The 13,838-nt window shown below is 43.7% G+C and carries 11 protein-coding genes; 9 read left to right on the top strand and 2 right to left on the bottom strand.

Going from position 1 to position 13,838, the window contains the following annotated elements:
- The coding region (locus AM228_RS13490) for a HEAT repeat domain-containing protein (protein WP_197285301.1) at window positions 1-2,528 on the bottom strand (2,528 nt) is incomplete at its 3' end.
- A gap of 138 nt (window positions 2,529-2,666) precedes the next feature.
- On the opposite strand from AM228_RS13490, the gene AM228_RS13485 reads away from it, so the two are divergent.
- Genes AM228_RS13485 through AM228_RS13475 form a run of 3 tightly spaced genes read left to right on the top strand, consistent with a single transcriptional unit; the run spans window position 2,667 to window position 4,363 of the window.
- On the top strand, window positions 2,667-3,029 hold the full coding sequence (locus tag AM228_RS13485) for a hypothetical protein (RefSeq protein ID WP_054466624.1): 363 nt from the start codon (window positions 2,667-2,669) through the stop codon (window positions 3,027-3,029).
- The gene (locus AM228_RS13480) at window positions 3,010-3,924 is read left to right on the top strand and encodes a nuclease-related domain-containing protein (protein WP_054466623.1); all 915 of its coding nucleotides are present in this window, start codon (window positions 3,010-3,012) and stop codon (window positions 3,922-3,924) included. Before AM228_RS13485 ends, AM228_RS13480 begins: the two co-directional genes overlap by 20 nt.
- Before the next feature lie 13 nt (window positions 3,925-3,937).
- Window positions 3,938-4,363 (top strand): hypothetical protein, encoded by a 426-nt coding sequence (locus AM228_RS13475; RefSeq protein ID WP_054466622.1) that lies wholly within the window; start codon window positions 3,938-3,940, stop codon window positions 4,361-4,363.
- Window positions 4,364-4,508: 145 nt separating this feature from the next.
- Here the strand turns inward: AM228_RS13475 and clpB are convergent, their stop codons facing one another.
- Window positions 4,509-7,130: an ATP-dependent chaperone ClpB gene (gene clpB, locus AM228_RS13470; RefSeq protein WP_054466621.1), complete on the bottom strand. Its 2,622-nt coding sequence runs from the start codon at window positions 7,128-7,130 to the stop codon at window positions 4,509-4,511.
- A 528-nt stretch (window positions 7,131-7,658) separates the two neighbouring features.
- On the opposite strand from clpB, the gene AM228_RS13465 reads away from it, so the two are divergent.
- From AM228_RS13465 to folP, 6 genes are all read left to right on the top strand, one after another.
- Window positions 7,659-8,876, top strand: a complete 1,218-nt coding sequence (locus tag AM228_RS13465) for an HhoA/HhoB/HtrA family serine endopeptidase (protein ID WP_054466620.1) — start codon at window positions 7,659-7,661, stop codon at window positions 8,874-8,876.
- 428 nt (window positions 8,877-9,304) lie between these two features.
- Window positions 9,305-10,030 (top strand): beta-phosphoglucomutase, encoded by a 726-nt coding sequence (pgmB, locus tag AM228_RS13460; RefSeq protein WP_082348875.1) that lies wholly within the window; start codon window positions 9,305-9,307, stop codon window positions 10,028-10,030.
- 228 nt (window positions 10,031-10,258) lie between these two features.
- Window positions 10,259-11,380, top strand: coding sequence for a dTDP-glucose 4,6-dehydratase (gene rfbB, locus AM228_RS13450; RefSeq protein ID WP_054466618.1), 1,122 nt, complete (start codon window positions 10,259-10,261; stop codon window positions 11,378-11,380).
- Between the two features lie 342 nt (window positions 11,381-11,722).
- Window positions 11,723-11,953, top strand: a complete 231-nt coding sequence (locus AM228_RS32555) for a hypothetical protein (RefSeq protein WP_156331747.1) — start codon at window positions 11,723-11,725, stop codon at window positions 11,951-11,953.
- A gap of 16 nt (window positions 11,954-11,969) precedes the next feature.
- Complete coding sequence (gene tpiA / locus AM228_RS13445; RefSeq protein WP_054466617.1) at window positions 11,970-12,695, top strand: triose-phosphate isomerase; 726 nt, start codon at window positions 11,970-11,972, stop codon at window positions 12,693-12,695.
- Between the two features lie 91 nt (window positions 12,696-12,786).
- Entirely contained in the window at window positions 12,787-13,647 is an 861-nt protein-coding gene (gene folP / locus AM228_RS13440; RefSeq protein ID WP_054466616.1) for a dihydropteroate synthase, read from the top strand.
- Window positions 13,648-13,838: the final 191 nt, after the last annotated feature.

Genomic DNA, 13,838 nt, shown 5'->3' with positions numbered 1-13,838 from the left:
GCAGCGATCGCTGTTTCATTGCCTTGTCCAATTTCCCCTAAACTCTTGGCAGCCTGGTAACGGGTATATTCATTTTTAGTGGTTTCGATAACTTTGACCAAAGCAGCGATCGCCGTTTGATTGCCTGGGTCGATTTTCCCTAAACAATCGGCAGCTTGCCAACGGGTATCTTCATCTTTAGTGGTTTCGAGAACTTTACCCAAAGCAGCGATCGCCGTTTGATTGCCTGGGTCGATTTTCCCTAAACAATCGGCAGCTTGCCAACGGGTATCTTCATCCCATTGAGGATGTTCAAGAATTTGACAAAGTTCTTGAATAGTGCGTTTACGGTCAGTTTGGGGCAGAATTTCCCTCGCACCGAATTTGATTGGCTTGAGAAAGGTGCGCCATTGTTGTTTTTCCTGGTGGTAATAGCCAAAACCCCACTGGACTATCTGCTTGACAATGGTATCACAGCGAGAACAGGTTTTAAACTCATTAATTCCTGCTGCGGCTAAGAAATAGGCGCGATATTCATAAAATCCTCGATCAGCTTTCTTAAAATTCCATTCTCCACACCCATCATCAAATTTCACTAACTTTTCTATAAAAGCCTCTTTCTTCTCATCTGCAACATCCCGACGACCTAACCAGAATAAAATTACCTGCTTCCACTGCGGTTGAAAAATTCGGTATTGAGGTTTTCTCTCCGGGATAGTGGATTCCCGCCTGCGCGGGAATGACAGGTTTTCGCTGTATTCTTTCCCTGGCACTGGAAAATTTACATGATTGCGAGGTAAAAAATCATCCCAATCATCCACCGCTAAGGCGGCAAAATATTCTTGAAAAGTGGCATGATAAAACACATAAATTGCTTCTGGCAAGCGTTCTATCCGATTCAACCATCCCAACTTTTCCAATGCTTTAAAAATTTTGCGACTTTCCAAAACTTTCACTATCCAACTTTCTGACAACTGGAACCGGGAAACCTCATCTTTTTGTTTCATTGCTGCCAATGCTAACTGGGCTAAAGCTTGATCTATTTCTGAACGTTGATTTAAAATTTCCTCATCGGCTTTCCAGCGATAAACCCAATCAACAAATTGACGATATAACTCGGCTTGCGTATCCGGCAACCCGCCCCCGGTCTGCCAAATTTGGCACAACATCCACAACCGCAAAGGATTCTGAATTAACCGATTGAAAGCCAAATTTTCTGATTTGGCCAACTCTTTCTCTAAACTTTCTCCTGTGGCAGCATCTCCTATTTCCTGAAACCAATTGCCAATATACTGATTGACCTGTTCCCGGCTAAATTCCAAATTTTTAAATACATCAAACCCGGAAAAAGCATTTTTATCCGCTTCCCAAACATTCACCCGACAAGTCATCACCACTCGCGCATCTTGCAGCCATCCTCCCAACAGGGCAGAAACATGGCGGCTTTCTATTTTCGAGGTCATTTCATCGACCCCATCCAACAATAACCAAATCCGCTTTTTCTCTTGTTTCAGCGCGTCAATGGTCAGGTTTTCACCTGTTTGTTTCAGCCATGTTTCTTCAAGATATTGATAAACAGTTGCTTGGCTTAAATCTGCTAAAGATACCCAAATCGGCAATCCCAAATCTTTCTCTAAAATCCAATCGGCAATTTTTTGTAATCGCGTTGTTTTCCCCGAACCCGGTTCGCCAATAATGGCAATTTTGCGCCCTTGACTAATTTCGCTTTTCCCTTGTCGCAATACTTCCTCAAAAAAGCGGTTTTTTGTAATAAAAATCAGTGTTTCTTGTTCCTGTTCTTCTGGCTGATTTTCTGATTTAGGTTTAGGCGGTTTGCGTTCAACAATGGCCAAAGGAACATAAACTTTGTCCAGTTTTGGCGCTATCCCATAGGCATTGGTGAAGGGGTTGGTGGTGAGTTCTTTTTGTTGGGCGAGGTTTCGTTGGCAAATTTCGCGCCAGTCGATCGGTTTTTTTGTAGGTGTCTCTAGTTTCCAGTCAGGAACCTGACCAATTTCATCCTTCCATTTCTCTTGAATAAGCTTTAAATTTTCTTTTCTTTTGGTCTGATGCTTTAGTTTGAGGTGAAATTTCCAATAGCCGCTTTTATCATTTTTGCCATGCGGTCTTTTATCTTCTAACAATTTCAAGTCTGTTAAGCAGTCGAGAACATCCTGGACTGCCTGTTTCTTTTTCTCAGGCGAATCTTTTTTCGTTCCATCTAAAGATGGAGATATTTCTAATGTCTTTCCAATCCATTCTGTCAATGTCCATAAATCATCTTTAGTGATGCCTTTCTCGCTGGTTTGAATTTTGTTTCTCCGTTTTTCTTCAACCTTTCCCGATACCTGCAATTCATCTTCTTTCACCCATTCCAGCTTAAACGTGGCTTTTAGCTTATCCCCCGGAATGCTAATTTCCTCGTCAGCAAGGGTCAGTAACGCCTCAACTACTTTTAAGACGTTGCCTAATGTAATTTTATCTTTGCGGTATTTGCCCATTGCGACATTTTTGCTAAAAATCAGAGTCGTTTGGGCAAATTCGCCCAAACGCGAGGCTTGCCCAAACGCCTAAACCCAATTGTATCATGGGTTTCAGAATTGTCCCCATCGATTTGATTAGGCCAAAACCTAAAGTAACAATTGATCTCGAACAGTCAAACACGAGATGAATTGAGGAAGAAATCAATGAGTGAAATACAACTTGGACTATGGGCAGGATACGAACAAGTCATCGATCGCTCTGGTAAGCCAAAACGCAAGCCTAGCCAACGTTACGAACCTGTTATCAGAGACATTTCTACGAATACAGCCCAAACGGAAAATTTTCGCACTCTAAAAGAACTGCAAATTACCCAGCAAATTTTAGCGGATAGCAGGGCAATTTTAGACAATCACGGCGTTGAAACTTTACAACTAATTTTAAACTCCCTGCCCCATGCTGCCAATTTGCCCAAATCAGAACCTAACTCAGAAGCTAATCAACTCTCAAGTTTACCTTTTGACAACTCACTAGAACAGGAGATTTACTATGTCCTTAGCAACCGTTAAAGCCGTTAAACCTATTTGGAAAATATTGCCCAAACATCATGTTTCTCGTGGCGTGGGTTACAGCCAAGAAACTGACTTTATCGTAATTACTGAAACCTGTGTGGTGGTGATTGAAGCGAAAAGCTATCGGGGTAAAATTATCACCGATCGCGATGCGATGAATAACCAATGGTTTTGCCAAACGGGTAATCACCTAGTCCCGATTAAAAGTTGTTGGGGGAAAAATCCTTTTCAACAATGCGATCGCTATACCAAAAGCGTCTTAACAATTTTACAAGATTATCCCCAGACCTTTCCCCTTTGGCGAGAATTCAAAGACGCCATTCAGTTGCCAACAGTCAAAAGTCTGTTAAATGACCATTTAACATTCCTTGATTTTAATGGCGAAACATTTACTATTGGCTTAAGCAGTCCTGCATTAGCGAAAATTGCCAATGAAACCCCGAAAAAAGCCGAGTTAATCAAAGCGGCAAACTCTCTCTATCCCCACCAAACTATGCAAGTTGCGATCGCCCATATTCCCAGAATTCCCCAAATCCCAAAAATTCCCGTTTATGGGGCGATCGTCTTTCCTAAAAATAGCGATATTTCCCAAATTGGTCATGGAAATCATCCGCATATTCGAGAAATTGGCACATTTTATCGAGTCACCACCGTGGACTATTTGCCATCGCTGATAGACTGTCTGGAATTAGAGGCTGCCCAGCATACCAATTACTATCGGTTTTCTCCCTTAAAAATCGAAAATTTATTGTGCGATCGTCCGATTAATTCCAGAAACCTAGAAACTGGGTTTCTTAATGAAATCTTTGATATTCAGCCACAATTGTCGCAGAAACCCGGTTTCTCAAGCTTATCCTTCTTGCCCAAACAAATCGCGAAACCTTTGATATAATTAGCTTTAACCCTTGAATCAACCCAGTGGCTTTGGGCGAACTCACCCAAAGCCACTGCAACTTTTACTGAAAATATCAGAATGCCACGAAAATACGCTAAAAACGAAATTACAAATTACAAGGAGCAATGTTCTAAGATTTGTTGAGTCATTACTTGCCCTGACTTATGGGGATAAAATTAGTATTCCAGAAGATAAGCTGGAGAATAAATTTAAAATTGAATGGACAGGAAAAGACCCGAATCAGTTGTTCATATCCGGTGATAATTCGATTGTCACCAGCAAAAGAACTGTACGTAAAGAAAAGCGTGAATTAGGCACCACAAAAAAGGATTTATGGATCTTAATTAAAGCATATTGCCAGGACGATCAAGCCTTAAGGCTGCCGAAAAATATAAATAATACTCCCGCCAATTATCAAAAGTTAGCGGCAGAATAACGCACCAATACAATGCGGAGTAGCTGCGTAAGTCCTTTTTTGTAAATAAATATTGCCGCCGCCTAACACAAAGCAAAAGAAACCGGGTTTCTAAGAAAAATGTCTGCCGACCCACCAGACCCTACAGAGAAACCCGGTTTCTGAGTTACAAAGAAGTCAGCATTTCTGCGGGCAAACGCTTAAAGGCTAAACGCTCATCTTCTACATCTACAAAAATGAGATCGCCCGTGAGGAAATCTCCCCGCAAAATCGACTTAGCGATCGCTGTTTCTAGGTAGCGCTGAATTGCCCGTTTTAACGGTCGCGCCCCATAAACCGGATCGTAGCCAATATCGGCAATAAAATCTAAAGCCGATTCTGATAGTTTCAGGGATAATTTCCGTTCTGCTAAACGTTCTTTCAGCCGTTCCACTTGCAGCTTAATAATTTCCCGCAACTGTTCTTTCACCAAACTGTGGAAAATAATCATATCATCCACCCGGTTAAGAAATTCGGGACGGAAACTATTCCGCATGGCTTCCATCACCCGACTCCGCATTTCTTCATAGCGGGAATCATCCCCAGCAATATCTAATATATATTGTGAACCGATATTGCTAGTCATAATAATGATGCTATTTTTAAAGTCCACCGTATGACCTTGGGCATCGGTTAATCGCCCATCATCCAAAATTTGCAGCATAATGTTAAACACATCTGCATGGGCTTTTTCGATTTCATCAAACAAAATTACCGCATAAGGACGACGGCGAATTGCCTCACTGAGTTGCCCCCCTTCGTCAAATCCCACATATCCAGGAGGGGCACCCAGGAGACGAGAAACGGTGTGTTTCTCCATATATTCCGACATATCAATTCGCACTAAAGCTTCTTCGGTATCAAATAAATTTGCCGCCAAAGCTTTGGCTAATTCAGTTTTACCGACCCCCGTCGGCCCAAGGAAAATAAAGCTGGCAATGGGACGATTTGGATCGGATAAACCGGCCCGCGATCGCTGAATTGCTTCTGCCACAACTTGCACCGCTGCGTGTTGTCCCACCACCCGTTGATGCAGTTCATCTTCTAAATGTAGCAGCTTTTCTTTTTCCGATTCGACTAATTTACTCAGGGGAATTCCCGTCCATTTAGAAATAATTTCCGCAATATCAGACTCGGTGACTTCTTCCCGCAATAAAGAACTGCCCTTAGTTTGCATTTCCCCTAGATTCTTTTCCGCTTGTTGCAATTGCCGCTGCAAATCAGTCAGCTTGCCATATTGCAATTCTGCCGCCCGATTATAATCATAATCTCGTTGCGCTTGTTGAATTTCCAAATTCACCCGATCGATGCTTTCTTTAATCGACCGAATATGGTCAATCACATTTTTTTCTGATTGCCATTGAGCATTAAGAGTCTGCTGAACTGCTTTCAGTTCCCCTAATTCTACTTCTAGCTTATTCAACCGTTCTTTAGATAAAGCGTCCTCCTCTTTTTTCAGGGATAAACGCTCCATTTCTAACTGGAGAATCTTGCGGTCAACTTCATCAATTTCTTCCGGTTTGGAAGTAATCTCCATTTTTAATTTTGCCGCCGATTCATCGATTAAATCAATGGCTTTATCCGGGAGGAAGCGATCGCTAATATACCGATTCGACAACATTGCTGCTGCCACCACTGCGGTATCGGCAATTTTTACCCCGTGATGCACTTCATAGCGTTCTTTTAAACCCCGCAAAATCGAGATCGTATCTTGTACCGTAGGTTCATCCACATACACCGATTGAAACCGCCGTTCTAAAGCGGCATCTTTTTCTATATACTTGCGATATTCATCCAAAGTTGTTGCCCCAATACAACGCAATTCACCCCGCGCTAACATAGGTTTCAACAAGTTCCCCGCATCCATTGCCCCTTGGGTCGCCCCAGCCCCAACCACCGTATGAATTTCATCGATAAACATAATAATTTGTCCCTGAGAGTCGGTCACTTCTTTAAGCACCGCTTTCAGGCGTTCTTCAAATTCCCCGCGATATTTTGCCCCGGCAATTAATGCCCCCATATCTAACGCAATTAATTTGCGATCGCGCAAAGATTCTGGCACATCTCGGCTAATAATTCGCTGGGCTAAACCCTCAACAATGGCGGTTTTTCCTACCCCAGGTTCGCCAATTAAAACCGGATTATTTTTCGTCCGACGGGAGAGAATTTGAATCGTCCGCCGCACTTCTTCATCGCGACCAATCACCGGATCGAGTTTACCTTCGCGGGCTAATTGGGTCAGGTCGCGACCATATTTTTCTAAAGATTCATACTTGCCTTCAGGATTTTGATCGGTCACTTTATGGGTTCCTCTAATTTGTTGAATAACGTCCTTTATTTTACTTTCGGTTAAATTAAATTCTCTGAAAATTCCTTGACCAAAGCGGCTATCTTTGGCAAAACCCAGCAGCAAATGCTCGATAGAAATAAATTCATCTTTGTACTGCTGGCGATATTCTTCTGCCCGATCCAGTAACGTATCTAAACTGCGACCTAAGTAAATCGAAGAACTACTGCCAGAAACTTTCGGCTGATTCCGCATAAACTCTTCGGTGCGATCGCGCAACTTAGAAAGCGAGACTCCGGCTTTACTAAAAATATTACTAGCCATCCCCTCTTGTTCCAAGAGAGATTTCATCAAATGCTCGCTTTCGATTTGTTGATGCTGGTTTTGTTTCGCAATATCTGGGGTTCTCACCAAACATTGCCAAGCTTTTTCCGTAAACTTATTTGGGTCGGTAGGTTGCATGATTAACTCTCCTGGATAGAATCAAATAGAATAACTTTAAATGTGCTGATATTACTGGAAACTTGAATAAAAGTTATCCGGTTAAAATTTAAACGCCGAGCGAAAAACAGAAACAAAAACTACATAATTCGCGTCTCAGAAGATGTCTAAAGGGAATTTCATCTCTCTACTGGTGATTTCTCAAAGCAGAAATCACCAGTAGAGAAAGGCACTCTCTGTCTTATATATATTAATCCGTAGTGATGCACCGATGATTGGGAAAACCAACCCCACCAAGTAGGGTTTCCCGGTTGAAGCGATCCCTAGGCTATTATTAAAGTAGAACTTAAGCCTAAAAGCGATCGAGGGCAGCGCGATCGCTTTTAGCTGAAGTCACTTCCTCTGTCTTGTGGTCATGTTGGGTTCTAAATCCTGTTTCCGAATCAATCAGTTAAGGCAGATTTAGGATCGTCAAATCTGGAATCTGCGGATTAACCACTGTAGATCCGATTAAGTTTTACTCAAATACTATCCCTTGGATTAACAACTATGCGTGGTTCAAAGTCTTCTATTTCTGGGTTACAACTAGGCAGTTATCTTCTCACCTTCGTTTTAGGCGTGGGGTTAGCCTTTAGCACTTTGCGGGTGCTATCTTCCGAAGCATCTCCCCCAGCAACCGCCTCAAATTCTCCGGTATCCAGCAGTTTGGTCGCTCTTCAGCCCTCACCTGCCCCGATTCAAGCTGGTAGTTTTGTGGCCTCAGCAGTGGAACAAGTCGGCCCAGCGGTGGTGAGAATTGATACCGAACGCACAGTCACTCGGCAAATGGATCCGTTGTTTGAAGACCCATTTTTCCGCCGCTTTTTTGGCGACCAAATGATTCCACAGGTCCCCCAACAAGAACTGCAACGCGGTCAAGGATCTGGCTTTATCATCGATCGCGAGGGCATCGTCCTCACCAATGCCCACGTGGTGAGTCAAGCGGATAAAGTCACCGTCACCCTCAAAGACGGACGCACTTTTGAAGGAGAGGTGGCGGGAATTGACGAGGTGATTGATTTAGCAGTGGTCAAAATTAATCCGCGTGGGGAAAATTTACCCTTAGCTAAATTAGGAGATTCTTCTAATATTCGAGTGGGGGATTGGGCGATCGCCGTGGGCAACCCCTTGGGATTAAATAATACTGTCACCCTGGGAATCATCAGCACCTTATCTCGGTCTTCGGCGGAAGCGGGAATCCCTGATAAACGAATCGACTTTATTCAAACTGATGCGGCCATTAATCCCGGTAACTCTGGCGGTCCATTGCTCAACGAACGCGGCGAAGTGATTGGGATTAATACCGCAATTCGGGCTGATGCCAATGGGATTGGTTTTGCGATTCCGATTAACCAAGCCAAAGATGTGAAAGATATCCTAGCCAAAGGTGGAGAAGTTCCCCATCCTTATGTTGGCATTCAGATGGTGACATTAACTCCTGAACTGGCCAAACAAAATAATAATGACCCGAATTCTACGATTTTCCTCCCAGAAACCAATGGCGTATTAGTCATGCGAGTGATGCCCAATACTCCTGCGGAAGCGGCGGGCATTCGTCGGGGAGACGTGATTACCAAGGTAGAAAATAAAGCCGTCTCCACTGCCGCTCAATTACAAGAAATTGTGGCCAGAAGTAATGTGAATCAAAGTTTACGCTTTGAAATTCAGCGGGGTTCACAGTCTCTTACCTTGACCGTGCGGACGGCGCAACTGCGAAACGCCTCATAAACAGACATGGGTGGCACCGATCGCCCCAAACCCCCCTAAACCTAGCTTGAGGGGTTTGGGGCGATTGATTAGAGCCGATAATCGCCATATCATCGCCATATCATCGAGTAAGACTGTTGCTACATCGAAGATAAATCAGGAAATAGGGGTAAACGCGCTGGTCGCGAACCCTATGTTATTTCTCTTTTTCATCACGTTACAGGGTTTTGCCGATTATCCGATTAACAGAACCGCCTACAAACCCCTACAAAGATTTGTACTTCAGTGATTTGTGCTTCAGTCAGCCTAAAATTCCTGTAGGGCGGGTAGATTTGTGTCAAGCTGACTCTGGGTAAATCAGGGGATAAATTTACCCAGATTGGGTCAGTAGTAACTTCCTCCAGAAAATGTATGATTAAATGGATTGATCTACACTGACGGACTAATTAATGATGTATTCTTCTAACTTGGCAAAAGAGCATAAAAATTCCCTGAATCTGGAGGAAAGTTCTACTCTGCCCCAAATCCGAGGGGTGATTTTTGATATGGATGGGGTGATTACAGATACCATCGAATATCATTATCAAACTTGGCAACAATTAGCGGATGAAGAAGGCATTCCTTTTAACCGAGAAGCTAATGAGGAATTACGGGGATTATCTCGGCGAGATTCTTTAATAAAAATGCTCGGCGATCGGGAAATTTCTGAGGAAAAAATTCAAGAACTCTTAGATCGCAAAAATCGCTATTATTTAGAATTTATTCAAACAATGAATTCTGACCAGTTATTGCCCGGAGTCGAGAATTTATTAAATGAATTACGCGCCGCAAATATCAAAACCGGAATTGCTTCAGCCAGTCAAAATGTTCACCGGGTGGTGGACAGGTTGGGCATCCGCGATCGCATTGATGTGATTACAAATGTTTACAATGTGAATCGCCCTAAACCCGCCCCGGATGTCTTTGTTTACGCTGCGGAAGAGTTGGGTTTATTGCCCAGAGAATGTTTAGTCATCGAAGATGCCGAATCTGGCATAGAAGCGGCTTTAGCTGCGGGGATGTGGGTGGTGGGTCTCGGTCCTGGGGATCGCGTAGGACAAGCGCATATTGTGTTACCAAACCTGGAAGGAGTTCACTGGTCAGATTTGCTTTTGGCTATTCAAAGTCTGCGGTGAAAAATACAAGAAAATGTAATATATGTCTCTGGGCGGCAATTTAGCATTAGCTGGCGATCGTGCCTTTTACTTGCCCTCATTCCGCTTGAATAAATTGCCCACAGAAGATATTAAATTATTGGACAAAAAAATTATTGGGCAATCTCTGAAAATATTGGCAATATTAGCTCATATATTTTATAATATTTTTGGAGATTGTCCAATTTGTATTTAAGTGTGATTAATTAAATGACATCTAGCATCAAACTACCAGAAAATCGCGCGCCACATCGCTTACTGGTCACGGGAGGCGCCGGGTTTATTGCTTCAAACTTTGTCCATTACTGGTGCCAACATTACCCTAGCGATCGAGTGGTAGTGTTGGACGCTTTAACCTATGCGGGAAATCGTCAGAATTTAGCGGCGTTAGAAGAAAAACCAGAGTTTCGGTTTGTAGAGGGAAATATCTGCGATCGCGCCCTGGTCAGTCGCCTTTTAGCCGAAGAAGCCATTGATACTGTAGCCCACTTTGCCGCCGAATCCCACGTCGATCGCTCCATCCTTGGCCCCGATGCATTTATTCAAACCAATGTGGTAGGAACTTTCACCCTTTTAGAAGCATTCCGGCAGCATTTTGGCAATCTCAATTCACCGGAAAATCTGCGTTTTCTCCACGTTTCCACCGACGAAGTTTACGGCAGTCTTGGCCCAGACGATCCGGCTTTTACGGAAACCACTCCCTACGCCCCAAATAGTCCTTATTCTGCCTCTAAAGCCGGTAGCGATCACCTAGCCCGCGCCTACTATCACACTTACAAACTGCCCACCTTAATTACTAATTGTTCCAATAATTATGGGCCTTATCACTTCCCCGAAAAGCTGATTCCTTTAATGTGTATCAACATTTTACTAGGCAAACCGTTGCCCGTTTATGGCGATGGGCAAAATGTAAGGGATTGGCTGTATGTGGAAGACCATTGTAGTGCTTTAGATCATGTGATTCACCTCGGTAAACCAGGGGAAACTTACAACATTGGCGGCAACAATGAGGTAAAAAATTTAGACTTAGTAAAAATGCTCTGTAAACTGATGGATGAAACGGCAGAAAATTTGCCTGTTAAGCCCAGCGATCAGTTAATTACTTTTGTCACGGATAGACCAGGACATGACCGGCGTTATGCCATGAATGCCACCAAGATTAAAACTGAATTAGGCTGGAGTCCTTCTGTCACCGTTGAAGAAGGTTTACGCAAAACCGTTCAGTGGTTTTTAACCAATCAAGATTGGTGGCAACCCTTGTTATCGGATAAATATCAAGACTATTACAAGCAGGTTTACGATCAATCCTGGACAGCCAAATCAGAGAAATAGGATAGTTGATGGTTGATAATTGATAATTGATAGTGCGATTCGTTCACGCGGAAAGCGGAAGGCCAAAGGCTGAAACGTCGGCGTGGTCTAGGTTAGGCCATCTTAAAGAAGGATAACTTTCAGGATGTGTAGGACAGTGCGTAAGACCTGGATTCCAGAGAAGGTAAAACTTCTCTAGGTCAGAGGCACCGCGCCCCACGGGTGAGACTCATTATCTTCCCTTGTGAAGCCGGCCGGAAAGCTAGGTGAGGGTTAGTAGTAGGATTGCCCGGTAAGCAGGCACAGCCAGGAGCTACGTGCCGTGAAAGTGGCACGCTCCGTTCTGAATGGGAGGGGGAGGTTGTGAAGCCTCCTTCGACCCCTACCATTATCAATTATTTTCCGCCGTTGCCCGTTGCCTGTGCAGCGTTGCCTGTGCAGCGTTGCCTGTGCAGCGTTGCCTGTGCAGCGTTGCCCGTTGCCTGTGCAGCGTTGCCCGACACCCGATACCCGACACCCGATACCCGATCGCAGAATTTGGGTCTGTCTCCCTTTTCCGATAAACTGGGGATTACTTTATTGTTGTCTTGTTAATCTGAATTTAACGTCTGTGAGAAAAATTATTCTGGCCGGTAACTGGAAAATGTATAAGACTCAGGCAGAGTCTCTGGAGTTTGTGGACGGATTTATGCCTGAGCTAGAGAATACTCCAACAGAGCGGGAAGTGGTGTTATGTGTTCCTTTCACAAATTTGAGTGTAATGGCGGCGAATTTGCAGGGAACTCGCGTGAAACTGGGGGCCCAAAATGTTCACTGGGAAAATGAAGGCGCTTATACCGGAGAAATTTCGGCTCCAATGCTGACGGAAATTGGCGTGAATTATGTGGTGATTGGTCACAGTGAACGCCGTCAGTATTTTGGTGAAACTGATGAGACGGTGAATCGGCGCATTTTAGCGGCGCAAAAACATGGCCTGACCCCGATTCTCTGTGTGGGTGAAACCAAGCAACAGCGGGATGCTGGAGAAACGGAATCTCATATTTTCAGCCAGTTGAAGCAAGATTTGGTCGGGGTTGACCAAAGTAATTTGGTGATTGCCTACGAACCGATTTGGGCGATCGGCACTGGAGATACTTGTGCCTCCGAGGAAGCTAATCGCGTGATTGGTTTGATTCGCTCCAAGCTGATTAATTCTGATGTACCGATTCAATATGGCGGTTCTGTGAAGCCAGAAAATATTGATGAAATTATGGCTCAGTCAGAAATCGATGGCGTATTGGTCGGGGGTGCCAGCCTGACGCCGAAGAGTTGGTCACGCATTGTGAATTATCAATAAAATTTGTGGTTGGTTATTTGTTATTCGTTATTTGTTCGCAAATTACTCCAATAACGAATAACGAATAACAAGGCAAAAATAGCAAAGAATTATGCACAATAAAAATTCATTTCCTTGGGGCGATCGCACCTATATTATGGGTGTGTTAAATGTCACCCCAGATAGTTTTAGTGATGGGGGTCAATTTAATACCAAATCAGCGGCGATCGCACAGGCAAAATCCCTGATTGCCGGTGGAGCCGATATAATTGATATCGGTGGGCAATCCACTCGACCCGGTGCAGAAATTATCTCCCTTGATGAAGAATTAAACCGGGTTGTGCCCATTGTCCAAGCCTTACGTTGCGGCGACGATGAGAATCCCCCAATTCCCGATCGCATTTTAATTTCTGTGGATACATTTCGCTCTGAAGTAGCCGCCGCTGGGATCAACGCTGGGGCAAATATTGTTAATGATATTACGGGTGGTATAGCCGATCCGCAAATGTTACCGTTAGTCGCAGAATTGGGAGTGCCAGTAATCTTAATGCATACGAGGGGAACCCCGCAAAATATGCAACAGATGACGGATTATCAAGATTTAATTGGAGAAATTTATCAGTTTTTTCAAGCAAGAATTGAATCCGCGATCGCCCGGAGGATAAATCGGGAGCAAATTATCATTGATCCGGGCATTGGTTTTGCCAAAAATTATGAACAAAATTTAGAAATACTCAGACGATTAAGTGAGTTTAAATCCCTGGGATTACCGATTTTAATTGGCGCTTCTCGGAAAAGCTTTATTGGCAAAATATTAGACCAACCTGAACCAAAAAAACGAGTCTGGGGAACCGCTGCCGCTTGTTGTGCCGCGATCGCCAATGGAGCGAATATTGTCCGGGTTCACGACTTACCAGAAATGTGGGATGTTTGTCGGGTGGCTGATGCGATTTGGAAAGAAAAATCACTATAAAATAAATTAAACTAAATTCAACTAAATTATTAGTCTCGATTAATCATAGACCGATAGAAAAGATCGAGCCAGAAATAGGACAGAAATAGGACAGGGTTTAGAAACCGCTGACCTCTGTCTTTAAAAATGGTTACATAAATTTCCCAACACTTACGGGGTGAAAATGATACTTCCATGAACTGATGCCCAGA

Source organism: Planktothricoides sp. SR001, from assembly GCF_001276715.1.
GTDB classification, from domain to species: domain Bacteria; phylum Cyanobacteriota; class Cyanobacteriia; order Cyanobacteriales; family Laspinemataceae; genus Planktothricoides; species Planktothricoides raciborskii.
Note: the sequence above shows the minus strand (reverse complement) of the source record. Positions and strands in the feature narration are given on the sequence as shown.

Bases quoted from the DNA above. Each gene is read 5' to 3' on its own strand.
- AM228_RS13485 (WP_054466624.1), top strand. From the start codon at position 2,667: ATGAGTGAAATACAACTTGGACTATGGGCAGGATACGAACAAGTCATC.
- AM228_RS13480 (WP_054466623.1), top strand. From the start codon at position 3,010: ATGTCCTTAGCAACCGTTAAAGCCGTTAAACCTATTTGGAAAATATTG.
- clpB (WP_054466621.1), bottom strand. From the start codon at position 7,130: ATGCAACCTACCGACCCAAATAAGTTTACGGAAAAAGCTTGGCAATGT.
- AM228_RS13465 (WP_054466620.1), top strand. From the start codon at position 7,659: ATGCGTGGTTCAAAGTCTTCTATTTCTGGGTTACAACTAGGCAGTTAT.
- pgmB (WP_082348875.1), top strand. From the start codon at position 9,305: ATGATGTATTCTTCTAACTTGGCAAAAGAGCATAAAAATTCCCTGAAT.
- rfbB (WP_054466618.1), top strand. From the start codon at position 10,259: ATGACATCTAGCATCAAACTACCAGAAAATCGCGCGCCACATCGCTTA.
- folP (WP_054466616.1), top strand. From the start codon at position 12,787: ATGCACAATAAAAATTCATTTCCTTGGGGCGATCGCACCTATATTATG.